Source organism: Microbacterium sp. NPDC057944 (assembly GCF_042887445.1).
Taxonomy (GTDB): domain Bacteria; phylum Actinomycetota; class Actinomycetes; order Actinomycetales; family Microbacteriaceae; genus Microbacterium; species Microbacterium natoriense.
This window is the reverse complement of the sequence record NZ_JBHVPJ010000002.1, coordinates 836,322-855,496: the sequence shown is the minus strand read 5'-3', so window position 1 is coordinate 855,496 and position 19,175 is coordinate 836,322. Positions and strand designations below refer to the sequence as shown.

Sequence of the window (19,175 nt, the reverse complement as noted above, 5' to 3'; positions counted from 1 at the left end):
CCCTAGGAGAACCATGTCCTCGTCCACTGTCGTGTCATTCGCCGCAGGTGCGCTCACGGGCGACGGCATCGTCACCCGCGTCGAGCGCGGCGGGGCCGACGGCGCCGTGGTCGTTGTGGACGCGACGCCGTTCCACCCGGTCGACCACACCTGGCCGGACCAGCCGGGAGACGCCGGCACGATCTCTCACGGCGGCGACACCGCGAGTGTGGCCGAGGCCGTCATGGCGGCGGCATCCGATGACGGCGCCTTCGAGGTGGGCGTCGACATCCCGGTCAAGCGCGGCGCGGAAGGATGGACCTGGCTCGTCGCCCATCGGCTCGACGGCGCAGCTCCGGACTGGCTGGTCGAGGGGGCTGAGGTCACGCTGACGGCGGATGCCGGTCGACGCGCGGGGCTGAGCCGCGGACACACGGCATGCCACCTGGCCTCTCTGGCGCTGGACCTCGCGGTCGCGGACCTGTGGCGCAAGGACCCGGGGACGGACGCCCTCGGGACGCCCGACTTCGAGGGGCGCGCGAATCAGTCGAGCCGGATCCACGAGGACGGCGCCGTCGACGAGTACCGGCTCGGCAAGAGCCTGCGCAGGGCAGGCTTCGACACGGAGACCTTCTCGGCGACCGTCGCCGATCGTGAGGCGAGCATCAACGCGCAGCTGGCGGCGTGGGTGGCAGCATCCGCTCCGAGCCGCATCGTGACCGACGGCCCGACGATCGTCGACCGCCGTACCTGGGTGTGCGAGCTCCCGGAGGGCACGGCGGAGATCCTCTGCGGAGGCACCCACGTCTCATCGCTGGCGGAGTTCGCCTCGATCTCGGTGACGCTCGACCTGAGCGATCCCCAGCTCCTCGTGATGACGACGACCGCCGTTCCCGCATCCTGACGCTGTAGCCCGACGGGGCAGGCGCTCGGCCGCGTCACATGTTCACGCGTCGGCGGTCTCCGGCCTGTGCGCGGCATCCCCGAGGATCCGATCGACCCAGGGGTCTCGGGGCAGCGTCGCGACCTCGTCTCGGGTGAACCAGCCGGTCTCGACGAGCTCGTCGTCGACGAAGGAGATCTTCGCGCGCGCAGGCAGCCGGCACTCGTAGGCGATGCTGACGTAGCTCACGCGGTCGCCGTTCGCGTATTCGAAGACGAAATCGCTTCCGCCGTACGCGCCGACGATGCCGCCGACGACGGGATCGATGCCCAGCTCCTCCCGCACCTCCCTGGCCACGGCCTCCTGCGGTTCTTCTCCTGGCTCGATGCTCCCGCCCACTGTTCCCCAGCTCGGCGATCCGTGCTGTCGCGCGAGGAGGAAACGCGAGCCGTCGCGGATCACCGCGGTCACGCCGGGCAGGAGAAGGAGGTCGTGTCCGACACGGCTGCGGAGGTCGCGCACATACGGGGAGATGGCCATGCCGCCGAGCCTACGTCGGCAGGTCCCGTCTCGCGTGAGCTCAGCGGACGAACCCCGCGCGCACACGCCCTCCCGCGCGCTCCAGCTCGGTGTCGACACGGTCGGCGAAGCTCCTGTGGTCTCCCGCGAGCAGGGGAGCGCTCAGCATCTCCGTCCTTTCCTCGCTCAGGGCACGTAGTCGCCGAGGCAGCCACTTCCCCGTGGCGATCCACCGGCCCTCCGAGAGGAGCATGAGCTCGGCGATCCGCTCGAAGAGGGCGGATGCCGTCACCTGGCGCTCCAACGGATCGACGGCGTCGCGCAGGTCATCGACGAGGTCCGTGATCATGTAGCGGCGGAGGGCGGACTCCTGGGCCGTCAGCGTCGGACCTTCCTCCAGGATCGCGGTCCATGCGCGACGGAGTCCGTCGAGACGTCCGTCGTCGCGGACAGGGCGCCCGTCCGTGAGCATGTGCACGATGACGGGGCGGTGCTGCGCGACGCCGCGATGGGCCCAGTCATCGAAGCCGTCGAGGGTGTACGCGAAGACCTCGACCGTCTCTCCCTCGAACTCGTATGTCGCCGCCCGGCTCGTCTGACCGGCATCGTCGAAGAGCCCGTCGCCGAGCAGGATCAGATCGATGTCGCTCGACGCGGTGCGCTCGCCGCGGGCGGTGCTCCCTCCGACGACGGCGATCGTCGCGTCGGGATAGTTCCGGGTGATGAAGCGCTCAGCGAGAGCGAGAAGGTCATCCATGTCCGTCACAACGCGAACTCGACCTCTCCGCGGGCGATGTCCGCGCGGACGACGGTGAGGCGCACCGTGGAACCGGGGGTGGCGTCCGCGGGGAGCGGCGCCGTCGCCGTGACGGCCGGCTCGGCGATCTGCACCCTGCCCTTGGTGCCGTGCACGGCGATCACGGTCGCCTCGATCGTCGAGCCGACGAGCGGCGTCAGGAGGGCGGCCTCGACGCAGTTGATCGTCGCGGCGTCGAGCTTCGACGCACGCTGTCCGGACTCCTGCATGAGCGCGGGAAGCTCGGCGAGCGAGTCGCGCGCCCAGGACGGAGCCTCGGCGCCCCGTGAGATCGCGAGGCAGATGACGAGAGACCAGCGGTCGACCAGGCGTCGCAGCGGAGCGGTCGTGTGGGCGTAGGGGGCCCCGATCGCCGCCTGGGTCACGTCGTCGGGAACGGCGCCGTCGAAGGTGACGTAGCCCGCTCCGCGGAACAGCGAGGCCGCGGCTTCGAGGATCGGCAGAGTCAGCGGATCCGCACGGTCGAGCCCGCGCAGATAGTCGCCGTAGCGCCCCGTCGTCCACGGGCGACCCAGCGCGGCCGTCTGATGGCGGAACTCGTCGAAGGACCTCTCGTCGGGCTGGGGCATCGTGCGCAGCACCCCGACCCTGGCGTCGAGCATCAGGGATGCCGCGGCCATGCCGGTCATGAGCGACAGCTGCGCGTTCCAGTCCTCGACGGGAAGCGGCCGACGTCTCTCGATCGCGTACGCGCCGTCGGGGGCCCGCACCACCTCCTCATCGGGAAGGTTGAGGCTGGCGCCTCCGCGCAGCCTCTCCTGTTCGATGCGCAGCGCGCCGATCTCGGGGAGCAGCGACGCGGGGCCGTCGTCTCCACGGTCCAGGGACGCTTGGGCGCTCACATAGTCCAGCTGTGCTCGCGAGCGGATGAAGGCGCGCTCCAGACGGAACGCGCCGACGACGCCCGCCTCGTCCAACGAGAACGTCCACACGAGGGCGGGGCGATCGACATCGGGGAGCAGGGATGCCCGGTCCTCGCTCAGCACGCGCGGATGCAGCGGGATCGTGCCGTCCGCGGCGTACAGCGTCTGTCCGCGACGACGGGCTTCCGCGTCCACAGCCCCGCCCGGAGCGACGAACGACGGGACATCGGCGATCGCGTATCGGACCGTGTAACCCGATCCGTCGCGCTCCAGTTGGAACGCCTGATCGAGATCGCGCGACCCGGCGGGATCGAGCGTCGCGAAGGGGACGTTCCTCAGATCCAGGTCCGGCTCGGACACCGAGACGCGCTCGGCCTCGGCGAGGGCTTCGGGGGAGAAGTCCTTCGGCGCATCCGACTCCTCCCTGAGGCGTGCCAGCGCTGCGGCCAGCTCGGTCTGCGCGGCGGACGGGGCGACATGCGATCGACGCTGGGGCATGCCCCCACACTATGCCGCGGCGATTCCGACGCTTTCAGCGACGCGTCATCCGGCGCGATCCATCGGCCCCTGTGTCCGTGCGCCGCACTAGCGTGGTCTCATGACCACTGCTGCGAAAGCCCAGACCCTCATCGGCCTCTACGAAGCCCCCGAGATCCTTCGCGTCGTGAACGTGTGGGATGTCGTCTCCGCGTGCGCGGTCGCCGCGCTGCCCGAGACGAGAGCCATCGCCACGGCCGGCCACGGCGTTGCCGCGTCCTTCGGCTACGACGACGGCGCGACTCCCCGCGAGATCATGATCGACATGGTCGGCCGAATCGCGGCGGCCGTCGACGTCCCGGTCACCGCCGACCTCGACGACGGGTACGGCGATGCGGGGGAGACCACGCGTCTCGCGATCGCCGCCGGCGTCGTCGGCGCGAATGTGGAGGATCGTCTCCGGCCTCTCGACGAGTCGGTCGCGGCCGTCGCCGCGATCGTGAAGGCCGCGGAGGCCGAGGGCGTGCCGTTCGCTCTCAACGCCCGCACCGACGCCTTCGTGCGCGGGGGAGGTCGTCCGGTGGAGGAGAGCATCGCCGACGCGATCCACCGCGGGCGCGCCTATCTCGACGCCGGTGCCACCGCCGTCTTCGTCCCCGGAATCCTCGACGAGGCGGTGACCCGTCAGCTCGTCGAGGGCATCGGAGAGCGCAAGGTCAGCGTGATCGGCCTCCCCGGCGCGCTCACCGCGGCCCAGTACGAGTCGCTGGGCGTCGCCCGCATCTCCTACGGCCCGCTGCCGCAGCGCGTGGCGCTGACGGCCGCGCAGGAGCTCGCGGCGAGCCTGTACGCGGGCGGCGTCATCCCCTCTGGTCTCCCTGCGCTCAACTGAGCCCGTGAAGGCGGGCGACCACGGGTCACTAGACTGGGCCCGTGGTCACTCGTCTCTCCAATTTCTTCCTCCGCACACTCCGTGAAGACCCGGCTGGCGCCGAGATCGCCAGCCACAAGCTGCTGATCCGCGCCGGATACATCCGACCGCAGGCGGCCGGCATCTTCGCGTGGCTGCCGCTCGGTCTGCGCGTGAAGGCCAGGATCGAGACCGTCGTCCGAGAGGAGATGGCCGCAGCGGGCGCCCAGGAGGTGCACTTCCCGGCGCTCATGCCGCGTGAGGCGTACGAGGCCACCGGCCGCTGGGAGGAGTACGGCGATCTGCTGTTCCGGCTCCAGGACCGCAAGGGTGGCGACTACCTGCTCGCCCCGACGCACGAGGAGGCCTTCACCCTGCTCGTGAAGGACCTCTACTCGTCCTACAAGGACCTGCCCCTCACGATCTACCAGATCCAGGACAAGTACCGTGATGAGGCGCGTCCGCGCGCCGGCCTGCTCCGCGGACGCGAGTTCACGATGAAGGACGCCTACTCCTTCGACTCGTCCGACGCCGGTCTCGACGTGAGCTACCAGGCCCAGCGCGACGCCTACGAGCGGATCTTCCAGCGCCTCGGCCTGGAGTACGTGATCGTGCAGGCGGATGCCGGTGCCATGGGCGGTTCCCGCAGCGAGGAGTTCCTCCACCCGACTCCCGTCGGCGAGGACACCTTCGTCCGCAGCGCCGGCGGCTATGCGGCGAACGTCGAGGCGTTCACGACGGCGGTTCCCGCCGCCGTGCCGTTCGACGCCGATGCGTCCCCCGTGATCTTCGACTCTCCGAACACCCCGACGATCGAGACGCTCGTCGCGCACGCCAATGCGAACCTCGACGGCGAGTACTCCGCCGCCGACACGCTGAAGAACGTCGTGCTCGCCCTCACCCACCTCGACGGCACCCGCGAGCTCGTGATCGTCGGCATCCCCGGCGACCGCGAGGTCGACGAGAAGCGCGCGGAGGTCGCCTTCGCACCCGCCGAGGTCGAGACCGCCACCGCGGACGACTTCGAGAACAACCCGCTGCTGGTCAAGGGCTACATCGGACCCTGGTCGGAGACCGGCGCGATCCTCGGCGAGGAGTCGGCCACCGGCATCCGCTACCTGGTCGACCCGCGCGTCAGCGAGGGCACCAGTTGGATCACGGGAGCGAACATCGATCAGAAGCACGCGCACTCGGTCGTCGCAGGACGCGACTTCACCGCGGACGGCGTCGTGGAGATCGCGAACGTGCGCGCGGGTGACCCCGCTCCCGATGGCTCCGGCCCCGTGGAGCTCGCCCGTGGCATGGAGATCGGTCATGTCTTCCAGCTCGGTCGCAAGTACGCGGAGGCGCTGGGGCTCAAGGTCCTCGACGAGAACGGCAAGCTCGTGACCGTCACCATGGGTTCCTACGGCATCGGCGTGACCCGCATCCTCGCGATCATCGCCGAGCTGAACAACGACGACAAGGGCCTCATCTGGCCGGCGTCCGTCGCGCCCTTCGACGTGCAGGTCGTGGCGGCGGGCCGCGATCAGGTCGCCTTCGACGTGGCCGCCGACATCTCGGCGCAGCTGGAGTCCGCAGGACTCGACGTGCTCTACGACGACCGGCCCAAGGTCTCTCCCGGCGTGAAGTTCGGCGACGCCGAGCTGGTCGGCGTGCCGAAGATCGTCATCGTCGGTCGGGGTGCCGCAGCCGGCCAGGTCGAGCTGTGGGACCGTGCCACCGGCGACCGCGACACGGTCTCCGTCGACGACGCGCTCGAGCGGCTGTCGCGCCGCTGAACACGACGAGAGCCGCGTCCGTCCCTGAGGGCGGCGCGGCTCTCTTCGCGTCTAGAGCGTGAGCTCGCAGCCGAGCGCGGTCTGCGCGTACGACACGATGTTCGCCCGGTAGGTGGCGGCGCCGTGCTCCAGCCCGATCAGCGGGTAGAGGTCATAGGCGTCCTCGAGAGCGACGATGTTGCGCGCGATCACGGTGAGATCGGCCGTGGGGCGGAACACACCGATCGCTGCGCCGACCTCGATCGTCGAGCGGTACAGGGAAACCTGCCGTTCGACGATGGAACGGTGCAGCGGGCGGTACTCCGGCTGCTCGCGGAGCAGGGGGATGCTCTCGTACGCCATGCGCAGGTGATCGCTGATCTCGTCTGGCACGCCGGCGGTGATCAGCGCGACGAGCCGCTTCGCCGGATCGGGCTGGCCCTCGGCGATCATCCGCCTCTGCTCGTACATCTCCTCCAGGACGCCTTCGACGGTGGCGTACATCAGCTCGTCGAAGCTGGGGAAGTAGTAGAGCACGCTCCCCGTGCTCACCGCAGCCTCCGCGGCGACGGCCCGCACGTTCGTGCCGCCGATGCCGCTTCGGCGGGCGACCCTCCTGGTGGCGGAGATCAGCTCCGCGCGACGGACGGCGCGTCCTCGCTGCTCGGCCACGTCCTTCTCCTTCTCGCCCGACGTCACTCGTCGTCGGGAACGAGCGTGGTCAGTTCAGCATAGTGCTGGGGTCGGCGGCTTCTGAGGATGAAACCGGTCACGATCCCTGCCAGGAACAGCACCGGCGTCGGGGCCAGCAGGGCGAGGTTGATCGATCCAGTGAGGCCGGTCACGAGGTCGAAGTTGATCGCGATGAGCACCCAGCCGACGATGAGCCCGAGGGCGCCGAGGGCAGGGGCGACGATCACGCGCCACGGGCTGTGGCCCCTCCTGTCCTTGAGGAAGAAGCCCACCACGGCGATCGCGGCCACCGCCTGCGCGAAGACGAGACCCGCGACGCCGATCGAGTACACCGGCAGCGCGAAACCCAGGAAGGGATCGGCCCCGGTGACGAGAGTGACGAGCACGGCGACGAGGGAGACGATCGACATGACGAGACTCGCGTGGTGGGGGGCCTGAGTGGTGGGCTGCGTCTGAGCGAGCCACGACGGCAGCAGCCGCTCGCGGCCGAGCGAGAACAGGTAGCGGGAGCTGGCGTTGTGGAAGGCGAGGAGGCAGGCGAAGAAGCTCGTCACGATGAGGATCCGCATCGTGATTCCGGCCCAGGCGCCGAGGTACTGGTCGCCGGCGTGGAACACCATGTCCTGGAAGTCGTCCTGCAGCGCGAGCTCGAGCACGCCGTCCACGCCGAAGGCGACGGTGAGGATCCAGAACGTGAAGGCGTAGAACACCGCGAGGAAGGCGATGGAGATGTAGGTGGCGGCGGGAACGGTCCGAGCCGGATCCTTCGCCTCCTCGGTGTAGATCGCCGTGCTCTCGAACCCGAGGTAGGCGCCGAAGCCGAAGACGAACAGGGCGCCGCTGCCCGCGGCGAAGAAGACGTTCTCGGGAGCGAATGACGCGAACGAGATCGGCTCGGGCCCTCCCTGCGCGAGGACGGCGATCGCGAGGATCAGCAGGATCGCGACCTCCGCGGTGAGCAGCACGGCGAGGACCTTCGCGCCGACGTCGATCTTGCGGTAGCCGAGCACGCCGACGATCAGCAGAGCCACGATCGCGTAGACCGTCCACGGCAGCTCGATGCCGAAGAGCGCAGCGAACGTCATCTCGCCGAAGAAGCCCACGAATCCGTAGAAGCAGATGCACAGCGCCGCATACGAGAAGATCGTCACGAACACGATGCCGATCCCGATCGGCTTGCCGAGACCGCGCGCGCCGTAGACGTAGAACGCACCGGTGTTGCGCACGTAGCGCGACATCGCCGTGAAGCCGAAAGCGAAGAGGATGAGGACGACGCCGCTCGCGAGCATCGCTCCTGGCCCTCCGATGCCGGCGAGGCGGAAGTCGGTCGCGGCTGCGCTCGCGACGACGGTCAGGGGAGCGGCGGCGGAGACGACGAAGAACACGATCGCCCACACGCCGAGACGCCTCTGTGCGAGTGTGGTGGTGGTCGTCGTGGGCACGGACGGAGGATTCGGGTGAGACATCTGCGGCTCCGGAATCTGACGGGTCGGGTGTGAGGATCGTATGCGATCTTCTGAACAGTGATTCAAAAGGGTTAACCTGCGCGTGTCAAGAAAAACAGGGAAATCGGTGACTAGAATCTGAACAATCGTTCATAGTTGATCGGAGCAGTGATGGAGTCATCCGCGGAGACGGCGCGCACGGAGCGCCCCGTCAGGGCACGCGACCTCGGCATCGGATTCGCCGGGAGGAGCGGCCCGCTCAACGCGATCACCGACGTGCCGGGGCTCGCCGTCGGTCAGCGGACGCTGATCGAGGGGGAGGGCGCAGGGGCGGTGCGGACCGGCGTGACGGCGATCCTGCCGCGAGGGCGTTCCGGAGTCGGCGTGCCCTGCGCCGCCGCCGTCCACTCCTTCAACGGCAACGGAGAGCTCACCGGACGCGCGTGGATCGACGAGTCCGGCGCGCTGTCCATGCCGATCGGGATCACGAGCTCGCACTCCGTGGGTGCGGTGCACAGCGGCATCGACCAGTGGGTGGCCGAGGTGGCACCGCACGTCGCCGCGCAGTGGATGCTGCCGGTCGTGGGGGAGACGTGGGACGGCTATCTCAACGACATCAACGGCGGCCATGTCACGGCGTCGACCGCACGGGAGGCGCTGGATGCCGCGTCCGAGGGGCCAGTGGCCGAGGGCAGCGTCGGCGGCGGCACCGGGATGAACTGCTACGGATTCAAGGGCGGGACGGGCACCTCATCCAGGGTCGTCCGGCACGGCGATGACGAGTACACCGTCGGCGTGCTGATCCAGGCCAACTTCGGCTCGCGCGACGAGCTGCGCCTGGACGGCATCCCGCTGGGGTCGCGCTCTGCCGCGCCGAACCCGATGGAGCGCGACGACTGGTTCCATCGGGAGCGGGAACGACTGCGCGCCCCCGGTGGGGCAGGATCGGCGATCGTCGTGATCGCCACGGATGCGCCTCTGCTGCCCGGTCAGTGCGGCGCGCTGGCACGGCGGGGAGCGATCGGGCTCGGACGCAGCGGCACGGCAGGAGGGCACTTCTCCGGCGACATCATGCTCGCGCTGTCCACGGCGAACGAGGGAGCCCTCACCTCCTCGTTCCCCTCGGACGACCGTGCAGAGTACGAGACCCTGCGCTTCATCCCGTGGGGGCGCATCGACCCGTTCCTCACCGCGGTCGCCGAAGCCGTCGACGAGGCGGTGTGGAACGCTCTGGTCGCGGCGGAGGACATGGTCGGCCGTGACGGACACGTCAGCCACGCGCTCCCGCACGAGGAGGTCAGGGCGGCGGTCGCCGAGGTGAACGCTCGCTGACCGGCGGCGTTGCGTCGACCGTGCGGCGGTTCGCGTGACACGCTGGACGCATGACTGAGGAACCACTCCCCGAAGCGCTCAGCGCCGAGATCAACAGAGTGCTCGACGACGCCGGAGTGCGGTCCGACCGGCGACTGGTGATGCGGATGCTGCGCACGGCCATCCTCCTCGGAGAGGACGGCGCCGACCGCCTCGACCTCAAGATCGCCTCGGCCGCGCTCGCCGAGATGCGGGACGCGTTCCGCCTGTTCGCCCCCTACGGCGGAGTGCCGAAGGTCACGGTGTTCGGATCGGCCCGCACGAGGCAGGACGATCCGCTCTACCGCCAGGCGCGGGACGTGGCGTCGGCGCTCGCCGCCGACGGCTGGATGGTCGTCACCGGGGCGGGCCCCGGGATCATGCAGGCGGCGGCCGAGGGAGCGGGTCCCGCCCTCTCGCTGGGCGTCTCGATCCGTCTGCCCTTCGAGGAGAAGGCGAACGCGATCATCGAGGCCTCAGACCACGTGGTCGCGATGAAGTACTTCTTCACCCGCAAGCTCATGCTCATGAAGGAATCGCGCGGCTTCATCTGCCTGCCCGGCGGCTTCGGAACGCTGGACGAGATGTTCGAGCTGCTGACCCTACAGCAGACGGGCAAGGCGGAGCCGATGCCGATCGTGCTGCTCGATGAGAAGGGCGGCACCTTCTGGACCGGACTCAAGCGGTTCATCGACGAGGATCTCGCTCCGACCGGAGTCATCTCTGAGGGCGACTTCGATCGTGTCGTCATCACCGACTCGATCGAGGACGCGACGGCGGAGATCACCGGGTTCTGGCGCAACTACGACTCCCTGCGCTGGGTCGGCGGCACGCTCGTGCTCCGGCTGAGGAACGCGCCCACCGACGCCGAGATCGAGGATCTCAACGAGCAGTTCGCCGGAATGCTGATCTCAGGTCGCATCGAGCGCACCGAGCCTCGCCAGCCCGAGGTCGCCGACGACGACCTGCTCGATCTGCCGCGATTGTCCCTGCACCTCGATCAGTACCGCGTGGGGGAGCTGTTCCGCCTGATCCGCGCGATCAACGATCTGCCGTCTGCTCCTGCTCGCTGATCGCGGCGGCGAACGCCGCGAGGTCCACGGGGCGGCCGAGGATCCTCTCCGCGGCCCTGTGGCCCGAGTAGAACGCGGCGCCCACGGTCGCGGGCTCGTCTCCCCACGTCGCCTCGCCGGCGAAGTGGAGGACGTCGTCGACCGGGCCGGCGAGAGCATCGTGGTCGTGGTGCGACGAACCGACGGCCAGGTGCGAGTAGGAACCGTCCGAGAAGCGATCCTGCCGCCAGCGGGTGATCCAGTGCGCCGTCGGTGCGGGGACCCTCGTGCCGTACAGCGCACGGAGGGCGGCGACGGAGTCGGCCACGACATCCTCGTCTGACAGCTCCTGCATGCGCCGGCCGAACGGTCCGGCGGCGAACGTGAGGAGTGTCGGCAGACCGCTCACCGCGGAGACGTCGTACCAGGAGTGCCAGTGCTCGCCCGCTTCGCCGAGCGCTCGGATGACGTAGCTGTCCTCGTTCCAGAACCGTTCGGGGAACTGGACGAACACCTTGTTGAACACACCCATGCCCAAGCGCTCGATCGGGCCGGACACCTCGTCGGGGAGCGGTGGGGTGAAGGCGATTCTCCCGGTCTTGAGCACGCCGAGCGGCACCGTGACGATGACACGATCGGCCGTGAACTCCTCGCCATCCGCGGTGACGACGACGCCGCTCGCGGAGCGGGACACCCCGGTGACGATCCGGTTCAGCCGCACGTCGAGCCCGGCGCCGATCCGCCGCGGGAGCTCGTCGTAGCCGCGCGGGAAGATGACCTCGTCGCCGTCGATCGCATCCTCGTCGAGTCCGTGCGCGTCGAGATCGCCGATCCAGGCGCCGCACTGCTCCTCGACGCGATGGCGGAAGAACTCGCGGATCTCGTCGATGCGCTCCGCGTCGAGTCCTGAGCGGTCCAGCGCGCGCTCGGTCACGTCGAGGTAGGTGTCGCCGGGAGCGGACGATGCGATCTCCTCGACGAGCAGGCGATCAGCCTCGTCGACGTCGGCGATCCACTGCGCCGTGGCGGCGGCATCCATCGCCGCGCCGTCCCCGTCGAAGTTCTCGATCGGGCGACCGCCGACCTGGAAGCTGCCGACCGTGTACTCGAGGGTCGGGATGCCGAGGGCCTGCGTGAGATCCCACAGCGGCGACCCGTCGATCCCGTGTATCCACGAGGCGCCGAGGTCGACGGGGAAGCCGGACGCGCGGTCGGTGTTCATCCGTCCGCCGATCCGATCCCGCCCCTCGAGCACGACGACCCGCTGGCCGGCATCCGCCAGCATCCGTGCACTCGTCATCCCCGACATGCCTGCACCCACAACGATGGTGTCGAACCTGGTCACGCGTTCCTCCTGCGTTCCGTCGCCGCAGCGGTGCGGCTCGCCGCGTTCCGGCGTTGCGCCCAGGCTATCGCTGCACGCCCGCCGCGTCGCCCTGACCGGCGGAGAGGGCGGGACGCCGCCTGCTTCCGGTATCCTGGACCGATGCCCGCGGTCGATTGCGCGAGGCGAGAGCTGAATAGAGAGGCCGTCATGGACATCGAACTGAGTCTGCTGCGTGGGATCGAGAAGGAGAAGGCGATTCCCTTCGACGAACTCGTGTCGATCATCGAACAGGCCATCCTGACGGCGTACAACAAGCACGTCGCCGGAGACGGACCCGCACCCGAGGGCGTCCGCGTCTCCCTCGACCGCAAGACCGGTCACGTCGACGTGCTCCAGGTCGTCACCGACGAAGAGGGCGCCGTCATCGGCGAGGAGGACGCGACTCCCGACGACTTCGGCCGCATCGCCGCCTTCGCCGCGAAGCAGGTCATCAGCCAGCGTCTGCGCGACATCGCAGACGACGCGGTGCTCGGCGAGTTCCGCGGCAAAGAGGGCGACATCGTCGCCGGCGTCATCCAGCAGGGGCCGAACCCGAGGATGATCCACGTCGACCTGGGCTCCGTCGAGGCCATCCTCCCGCCAGAGGAGCAGGTCCCCGGTGAGGAGTACACCCACGGCTCGCGCCTCCGCGTCTACGTGACCAGCGTGGCCAAGGGACTCAAGGGCCCGCAGATCACGGTCTCCCGCACGCATCCCGGTCTCGTGCGCAAGCTGTTCGCGCTCGAGGTGCCGGAGATCGCCGGCGGTCTCGTGGAGATCGTCTCGCTCGCCCGTGAGGCCGGGCACCGCACCAAGATCGCGGTGAAGGCCAACGACCCGGCCATCAACGCCAAGGGCGCCTGCATCGGCGAACTCGGCCGTCGCGTCCGCGCGGTGACCGAGGAGCTCGCGGGGGAGAAGATCGACATCATCGACTACAACCCCGAGCTCGCGGCCTTCGTCGCGAACGCGCTGTCGCCGGCCAAGGTGACGAGCTCGTTCATCCTCGATGCCGGCACCAAGGCCGTCCGCGCGCTGGTCCCCGATTACCAGCTGTCTCTCGCGATCGGCAAGGAGGGGCAGAACGCCCGTCTGGCCGCGAAGCTGACCGGTGCCAAGATCGACATCCAGCCCGACAGCGTCCTGGACTGATCCGCTTCCCGGACTCGCCCCCTCGGGCGGTGAGTCCGGGTGAAACGCAGGTGTAAGATGGAACCCGTACGAACGTGCGTCGGCTGTCGCGCGCGTGCTCCCCGCTCCACTCTGCTCAGGGTGGTGTCCCAGAACGACATCCTCATCATCGATGAGAGTGCTGTGCTGCCGGGGCGTGGCGCGTGGGTGCATCCGACGCGGGAATGCATGGATGCCGCACTGCGGCGCCGCGCTTTCGGACGAGCACTGCGTGTGTCCACGATTCTGGACACGCAGACCATCGAAGATTATTCGCCAAGAAACAAAGGCTGAACAGCTATGGAAACAAAGTGAACGGCTCGAAATGAGACCCGTCCGCGACTAGTGGTCTGCCCTGTCTGGGTGGACCGAACCCGACAGGAGAATTGTGGCTGGTAAACCACGCGTACATGAGATCGCCGCTGAACTCGGCGTCGACAGCAAGATCGCACTTGCAAAGCTCAAGGAACTCGGAGAGTTCGTCAAGAGCCCCTCTTCGACCATCGAACCGCCGGTGGCGCGCAAGCTGCGCGCCGCGATCGAGTCCGATGCCTCGCTGAAGTCCTCGGCAGACGCCGCCCCGGCGTCTAAGCCCGCCGCAGCCAAGCCGGCAGCGGTGAAGCCCTCCGGCCCCACCCCGGGTCCGAAGCCCGGCCCCAAGCCTGCTCCGGCCCCTGAGGTCGCTGCTCCGGCTGCTCCCGCGGTCACCGAAGCTCCGGCAGAGGCCGCTCCGGCGGCTCCCGCGGCTTCCGAGGCCGCAGCCAAGCCCGGTCCCGCAGCTCCGAAGCCCGCCGATGGCGGAGCTCCGAAGCCCGGTGCGCCGCGCCCCGGAAACAACCCGTTCTCCTCCTCGCAGGGGATGGGTCAGCGTCCTGCGGGTCCGCGTCCTGGCAACAACCCCTTCGCTTCGGCGCAGGGCATGGGCCAGCGTCCGACGCCTGGCAACATCCCGCGTCCGCAGGCTCCGCGCCCCGGCGCGCCCCGCCCGGGCGCTCCGCGCCCCGGTTCCCCCCGTCCCGGCGCTCCGCGCGGTGGACAGGGCGGTCGTCCCGGCGCTCCGTTCCAGCAGCGTCCCGGTGGCCCCGGTCGTCCCGGCGGCGCCGGTGCACCCGGTGCCGGTCCCGGCGCACGTCCCGGCGGTGGCGGCTTCGCCGGTCGCCCGGGTGGCGGCGGTGGGCGCGGTCGTGGTCCCGGCGGCGGTACCGCCGGTGCCTTCGGCAAGGGCGGCGGCAAGAGCAAGCAGCGCAAGTCGCGGCGGGCGAAGCGGCAAGAGTTCGAGATGCGGAGCGCTCCGGTCGTCGGCGGCGTCAACGTCACCCGCGGCAACGGAGAGGTCATCCGCATGCGCCGCGGCGCGTCGATCGCGGACTTCGCCGACAAGATCGAGACGCTGACCGGTTACACGGTGCAGCCCGGAACCCTGGTCACGATCCTCTTCAACCTCGGCGAGATGGCCACGGCCACCGAGTCGCTGGATGAGGCGACCTTCGAGGTGCTCGGCGCCGAGCTCGGCTACAAGATCCAGATGGTCTCGCCCGAGGACGAGGACAAGGAGCTCCTCGAGGGCTTCGGTCTCGACCTCGAGGCCGAGCTGGAGAACGAGAGCGAGGACGACCTCGAGATCCGTCCTCCGGTCGTCACCGTCATGGGTCACGTCGACCACGGTAAGACGCGACTGCTCGACGCGATCCGTCAGACCAACGTCATCGAGGGCGAGGCCGGCGGCATCACCCAGCACATCGGCGCCTACCAGGTCTGGACCGAGCACGAGGGCATCGAGCGCGCCATCACGTTCATCGACACCCCCGGTCACGAGGCGTTCACCGCCATGCGTGCCCGTGGTGCGCAGGTCACCGACCTCGCGATCCTCGTGGTCGCGGCCGACGACGGCATCATGCCGCAGACGGTGGAGGCCCTGAACCACGCCCAGGCGGCGAACGTGCCGATCGTGGTCGCGGTCAACAAGGTCGACAAGCCCGAGGCCAACCCGGCCAAGGTCCGTCAGCAGCTCACCGAGTACGGTCTCGTCGCAGAGGAGTACGGCGGCGACGTCATGTTCGTCGACGTGTCGGCCCGTGCGGGAACCGGCATCCAGGAGCTCCTGGACGCCGTGCTGCTCACCGCCGACGCCGGTCTCGACCTCACGGCCAACCCGAACAAGGGCGCTCGAGGCGTCGCCATCGAGGCGAAGCTCGACAAGGGCCGCGGTTCGGTCGCCACCGTGCTGATCCAGTCCGGAACCCTCCGGGTCGGCGACGCGATCGTCGCGGGCACCGCCTACGGCCGCGTGCGCGCCATGGCCGACGAGAACGGCGAGCAGGTCCTCGAGGCCTACCCGTCGCGCCCGGTGCAGGTGCAGGGTCTGAACTCGGTGCCCCGCGCCGGTGACGTCTTCATCGTCACCGAGGAGGACCGCATGGCCCGCCAGATCGCTGAGAAGCGTGAAGCGGTCGAGCGCAACGCCCAGCTGGCCAAGGCCCGCAAGCGCATCTCGCTCGAGGACTTCACCCGTGCTCTCGAAGACGGCAAGGTCGAGTCGCTCAACCTCATCATCAAGGGTGACGTCTCCGGTGCCGTCGAGGCGCTGGAGGAGTCGCTCCTCAAGATCGAGGTCGACGACTCGGTGCAGCTGCGCATCATCCACCGCGGCGTCGGTGCGATCACCGAGTCGGATGTGAACCTGGCGACGATCGACAACGCGATCATCGTGGGCTTCAACGTCCGCCCCGACACGAAGGCGCGCGAGCGCGCCTCCCGTGAAGGCGTCGACATCCGGTTCTACTCGGTCATCTACAACGCGATCGACGAGATCGAGAGCTCCCTCAAGGGAATGCTCAAGCCGGAGTACGAAGAGGTCCAGTCGGGTGTCGCCGAGATCCGCGAGGTGTTCCGCTCCTCGAAGTTCGGCAACATCGCCGGTGTCATCGTGCGCTCGGGAACGATCACGCGAAACGCCAAGGCTCGCGTCATCCGCGACGGCGTCGTGCTCGCCGATGGCCTCGCCATCGAGTCGCTGCGCCGCTTCAAGGACGATGTCACCGAGGTCCGCACGGACTACGAGGCGGGTATCGGCCTGGGCAAGTACAACGACATCCAGATCGGCGACGAGATCGAGACCACAGAGATGGTCGAGAAGCCTCGCGGCTGATCGAGTTCGATATCTTCGGGCGAGGATGCTGAGCGCATCCTCGCCCGAAGGCTTCGTAGAGGGAGAGAACAATGGCTGGTGAAAGACAGGCTCGTCTTGCGGACCGCATCCGCGTGATCCTCGCCGAGCGGCTGGAGAAGGGGCTGCGCGATCCGCGCCTCGGCTTCGTCACGATCACCGACGTCCGCGTCAGCGGCGATCTTCAGCATGCATCCGTGTTCTACACCGTCCTCGGCACGGAGGAGGAGCGTCTCGCCAGCGGCGCCGCTCTCACCTCCGCCACGGGGATGCTGCGCAGCGAGGTGGGCAAGCAGCTCAGCACGCGCCTCGTGCCGACGCTCGAGTTCATCCCGGACGCCCTGCCGGAGAACGCGGACCACATCTCCGCGCTGCTCCGCCAGGCGCAGGAGCATGATGCAGAGGTCGCCAGGCTCGCGTCCTCGGCATCGCACGCCGGCGACGCGGACCCGTACGTCCACGCGGACGACGACGCCGATCGCTGATCCCCGTCCGGGTTTTTGCTACCCTCGGCTGTGCGAGGAGGTTCTCGCACATCCGGGGGGAACAGCATCAACGTTTCGAGCAGTCGCTTCGCGGCGCCGGTCATCGAAGAGGTCCTCGCGGACCTTCGAGACGAGGCGCTGACCTGCGCACCACATGTGATGGCCCGCATCGCCGCTCAACTGGACGGCGACCGTGAGGCGATCCGCGATGTCGTGCGCATCCTCGACCCTGCCGTGCGCACGGGGATGCGCCCGCTTCCTTCTCCGCTGCCGCTGGTCGCTTCGATCACGGCGCGATACGACGGCATCGAATGGAGCGAGCGCGACCGCGATCTCCTCCTCGCCCTCGCTCTGCGCCTGGACGATGCGCTGGCGCCGCTGCTCGCTTTCGACGGCCGGAGCGCCGAGGAGCTGATGCGGAGTGCGATCGGCGCACACCTCGTCGTGCGCGCGGGGCGGGTGCGATTGGTCGATCCTCTTCTCGAGGTCTGGCTGCGGGCGACCGCGGACCCGGTCGTCGAGGCCTCGGTGCACGAGAGGCTCGCCCCCATCTTCGGCGCGCCCGGCGCCGGAGTGGACGCGGACTGGCATCGCGCGCGCGCCTCTTCGTACGGCATCCCTGAGACCGCGCCCGAGCTGACCCGCATCGCACGGAGACTCTCCGAATCAGGACATCCCGATCGTGCACTGCTTCTCGCGGCGGAGGCCGCCGCGCACGCCACCGGGTCGGATCTCGACGAGGCGCGTCAGGTCGCCGGCGCCGCCGCCATCGGCGCCGGATACGCCGCGGAGGCGGCGGCCTGGCTCGGCGCGCTGTTCCCGGCCGGAACGGAGCGCTTTCGCCTGCAGGGGCTCGGAGGACTCGTGGTCGCCGAGGCGTTCCTTCAGGGCGCGGTCCCCGAGGTGGACCCCGTTTCGCTCCGGCCACAGTCGGGTGACGACGAGGACTGGTACTCGTGGGCGCGAGCAGCCGCGTTCGCGGCCGTCCTCAGCGCGGAGCGCGGCGATCGACGAGGGATGCGGACCTGGCTGGAGGCTCTGCGTGAAGGCTGCGCGAGAGCCGGAGCCGAGAGCTCGCTGCGCGACCCCGTCGTCACCCTCGCCTGGTTGATCGCCGGGGAGGATGAGATCGACGGCGAGGTCGTAGCCGGGCCGCTCACCGGAGGGATGCTCCGTGCTCTCCGCGCTTCGGTCGACGGCGATCTCGATCAGGCGCTGAGGTTCCTGGCGGCCGGCGGGTCCGGACTCGGGACCGAGGTCGACCCGTTCGTCGCCGGTTTCGAACACAGCCCGCTCGTCGCGGCGTACCGCGCTGTCGTCGAGGTGCTGCTGCTCGTCTGGCGGGGCGATCTCGGCCACGCCAGGGAGCGGCTTCGGGAGGCGGCGCTCGCCCTCCCCGTCACGATGCCCTTCGCCGGTCTCGGGGTGGTGCTGGCGCGACGACTCGACCTCGCCGTGAGCGGACGCATCGGTCCGATCTCCGAAGCGCTGACAGCGTCGCTGCCGTCCGCGGTCCGCATCGATCGTCTCGTGGATCACGCCGTCGAGACGTTCCTCAGGGGAGAGGCCGACGAGGCGTCGTCGTTCTTGAGGCTCTGGGCGGACCGCGGCTCTCCCCGAGGGCAGTTCTCCGTCCCCGAGCTCGACGAACTCGTCCGCGATGACGGAGCGCCCGCGTCCCCGTTGATCGAGCCGCCGGACGCCCGGCTGTCGCGTGAGCTCATGTCGCGCATCGCGGCGACGCCTGATGCGCAGTGGCGACGGGAGCGCGACGAGATCGTCCTCGCGACGAGGGCTCTCGCGTCCCCGTTCTCCCGTGCCAGGGTCGAGTCGATGCTCGGCACCCGTGCGCTGGTCAGGGACGAGCCAGCCGTGGCACGCGAGCATCTCCAGACGGCGCTGACCCTGTTCCAGACGTCCGGCGCCGAGGCATGGGCCCGCAACACCGAGGAACGCCTCTCAGCGGCGGAACGGGAGGATCGTGCGGTTGACGCGGAGGACAGCCTTGTCGGTGCGTGCCGCCGCGCCTGGGAGCCGGTGCTGACGTCCAGGGAGCTGGAGGTCGCGATGCGCGCCGTGACGGGAGGATCCAACCGCGAGATCGGCGACGATCTCCGCGTCTCGGTGCGCACGGTCGAGGTGCACCTTGGTCGGGTGTTCGTGAAGCTCGGCGTGCGCAACAGGGTCGAGCTGACGGTGCTCGCTCATCGCGCCGAACGGTACTCCTAGCCGGTGGCCGG

General features: G+C 69.4%; 16 protein-coding genes. 10 read left to right on the top strand and 6 right to left on the bottom strand.

The window, feature by feature from the left end; genetic code table 11:
* The first annotated feature begins 13 nt into the window (after positions 1-13).
* Positions 14-883, top strand: coding sequence for a hypothetical protein (locus ACFVRO_RS13555; RefSeq protein ID WP_386953148.1), 870 nt, complete (start codon positions 14-16; stop codon positions 881-883).
* Positions 884-925: 42 nt separating this feature from the next.
* Here the strand turns inward: ACFVRO_RS13555 and ACFVRO_RS13550 are convergent, their stop codons facing one another.
* From ACFVRO_RS13550 to ACFVRO_RS13540, 3 genes are read right to left on the bottom strand one after another with little or no spacing between them, the layout of a single operon-like run.
* Positions 926-1,402, bottom strand: a complete 477-nt coding sequence (locus tag ACFVRO_RS13550) for an NUDIX domain-containing protein (protein WP_386953146.1) — start codon at positions 1,400-1,402, stop codon at positions 926-928.
* Positions 1,403-1,442: 40 nt separating this feature from the next.
* On the bottom strand, positions 1,443-2,138 hold the full coding sequence (locus ACFVRO_RS13545) for a nucleotidyltransferase domain-containing protein (protein WP_386953143.1): 696 nt from the start codon (positions 2,136-2,138) through the stop codon (positions 1,443-1,445).
* Between the two features lie 5 nt (positions 2,139-2,143).
* Complete coding sequence (locus ACFVRO_RS13540) at positions 2,144-3,559, bottom strand: RNB domain-containing ribonuclease (protein WP_386953140.1); 1,416 nt, start codon at positions 3,557-3,559, stop codon at positions 2,144-2,146.
* A 100-nt stretch (positions 3,560-3,659) separates the two neighbouring features.
* Between ACFVRO_RS13540 and ACFVRO_RS13535 the strand changes: the two genes are divergently transcribed.
* Entirely contained in the window at positions 3,660-4,430 is a 771-nt protein-coding gene (locus tag ACFVRO_RS13535) for an isocitrate lyase/phosphoenolpyruvate mutase family protein (protein ID WP_386953137.1), read from the top strand.
* Between the two features lie 41 nt (positions 4,431-4,471).
* Positions 4,472-6,229, top strand: coding sequence for a proline--tRNA ligase (locus ACFVRO_RS13530; protein ID WP_386953134.1), 1,758 nt, complete (start codon positions 4,472-4,474; stop codon positions 6,227-6,229).
* Between the two features lie 51 nt (positions 6,230-6,280).
* On the opposite strand, the gene ACFVRO_RS13525 is transcribed toward ACFVRO_RS13530, so the two are convergent.
* Positions 6,281-6,880, bottom strand: a complete 600-nt coding sequence (locus ACFVRO_RS13525; RefSeq protein WP_105674722.1) for a TetR family transcriptional regulator — start codon at positions 6,878-6,880, stop codon at positions 6,281-6,283.
* 23 nt (positions 6,881-6,903) lie between these two features.
* Positions 6,904-8,343, bottom strand: coding sequence for an APC family permease (locus ACFVRO_RS13520; protein ID WP_386953131.1), 1,440 nt, complete (start codon positions 8,341-8,343; stop codon positions 6,904-6,906).
* A gap of 174 nt (positions 8,344-8,517) precedes the next feature.
* Here ACFVRO_RS13520 and ACFVRO_RS13515 point away from each other — a divergent pair, with 174 nt between their 5' ends.
* Together ACFVRO_RS13515 and ACFVRO_RS13510 are read left to right on the top strand one after the other, a co-directional pair.
* Positions 8,518-9,678 (top strand): P1 family peptidase, encoded by a 1,161-nt coding sequence (locus tag ACFVRO_RS13515; protein WP_223586619.1) that lies wholly within the window; start codon positions 8,518-8,520, stop codon positions 9,676-9,678.
* Positions 9,679-9,728: 50 nt separating this feature from the next.
* Positions 9,729-10,769, top strand: a complete 1,041-nt coding sequence (locus ACFVRO_RS13510; protein WP_386953128.1) for a TIGR00730 family Rossman fold protein — start codon at positions 9,729-9,731, stop codon at positions 10,767-10,769.
* Here the strand turns inward: ACFVRO_RS13510 and ACFVRO_RS13505 are convergent.
* Entirely contained in the window at positions 10,738-12,093 is a 1,356-nt protein-coding gene (locus ACFVRO_RS13505; protein ID WP_386953127.1) for a flavin monoamine oxidase family protein, read from the bottom strand. The two genes, ACFVRO_RS13510 and ACFVRO_RS13505, sit on opposite strands and share 32 nt — an antisense overlap.
* Positions 12,094-12,282: 189 nt before the next feature.
* Between ACFVRO_RS13505 and nusA the strand changes: the two genes are divergently transcribed.
* The 5 genes from nusA (at position 12,283) to ACFVRO_RS13480 (ending at position 19,164) form a co-directional block, all read left to right on the top strand.
* On the top strand, positions 12,283-13,266 hold the full coding sequence (gene nusA, locus ACFVRO_RS13500) for a transcription termination factor NusA (protein ID WP_105674625.1): 984 nt from the start codon (positions 12,283-12,285) through the stop codon (positions 13,264-13,266).
* A 57-nt stretch (positions 13,267-13,323) separates the two neighbouring features.
* Positions 13,324-13,578 carry a YlxR family protein gene (locus ACFVRO_RS13495; RefSeq protein ID WP_105674623.1) on the top strand — a complete coding sequence of 85 codons (255 nt, stop codon included), beginning with the start codon at positions 13,324-13,326 and terminating at the stop codon, positions 13,576-13,578.
* A 94-nt stretch (positions 13,579-13,672) separates the two neighbouring features.
* Entirely contained in the window at positions 13,673-16,432 is a 2,760-nt protein-coding gene (infB, locus tag ACFVRO_RS13490) for a translation initiation factor IF-2 (RefSeq protein ID WP_386953124.1), read from the top strand.
* Positions 16,433-16,503: 71 nt separating this feature from the next.
* Positions 16,504-16,935, top strand: a complete 432-nt coding sequence (rbfA, locus tag ACFVRO_RS13485) for a 30S ribosome-binding factor RbfA (protein WP_105674619.1) — start codon at positions 16,504-16,506, stop codon at positions 16,933-16,935.
* A 159-nt stretch (positions 16,936-17,094) separates the two neighbouring features.
* Positions 17,095-19,164: a response regulator transcription factor gene (locus tag ACFVRO_RS13480; protein WP_386953121.1), complete on the top strand. Its 2,070-nt coding sequence runs from the start codon at positions 17,095-17,097 to the stop codon at positions 19,162-19,164.
* Positions 19,165-19,175: the final 11 nt, after the last annotated feature.

Bases quoted from the DNA above. Each gene is read 5' to 3' on its own strand.
- ACFVRO_RS13495 (WP_105674623.1), top strand. From the start codon at position 13,324: ATGGAACCCGTACGAACGTGCGTCGGCTGTCGCGCGCGTGCTCCCCGC.
- nusA (WP_105674625.1), top strand. From the start codon at position 12,283: ATGGACATCGAACTGAGTCTGCTGCGTGGGATCGAGAAGGAGAAGGCG.
- ACFVRO_RS13515 (WP_223586619.1), top strand. From the start codon at position 8,518: ATGGAGTCATCCGCGGAGACGGCGCGCACGGAGCGCCCCGTCAGGGCA.
- rbfA (WP_105674619.1), top strand. From the start codon at position 16,504: ATGGCTGGTGAAAGACAGGCTCGTCTTGCGGACCGCATCCGCGTGATC.
- ACFVRO_RS13540 (WP_386953140.1), bottom strand. From the start codon at position 3,559: ATGCCCCAGCGTCGATCGCATGTCGCCCCGTCCGCCGCGCAGACCGAG.
- ACFVRO_RS13510 (WP_386953128.1), top strand. From the start codon at position 9,729: ATGACTGAGGAACCACTCCCCGAAGCGCTCAGCGCCGAGATCAACAGA.
- ACFVRO_RS13555 (WP_386953148.1), top strand. From the start codon at position 14: ATGTCCTCGTCCACTGTCGTGTCATTCGCCGCAGGTGCGCTCACGGGC.
- ACFVRO_RS13545 (WP_386953143.1), bottom strand. From the start codon at position 2,138: ATGGATGACCTTCTCGCTCTCGCTGAGCGCTTCATCACCCGGAACTAT.
- ACFVRO_RS13550 (WP_386953146.1), bottom strand. From the start codon at position 1,402: ATGGCCATCTCCCCGTATGTGCGCGACCTCCGCAGCCGTGTCGGACAC.
- ACFVRO_RS13535 (WP_386953137.1), top strand. From the start codon at position 3,660: ATGACCACTGCTGCGAAAGCCCAGACCCTCATCGGCCTCTACGAAGCC.
- ACFVRO_RS13480 (WP_386953121.1), top strand. From the start codon at position 17,095: ATGGCCCGCATCGCCGCTCAACTGGACGGCGACCGTGAGGCGATCCGC.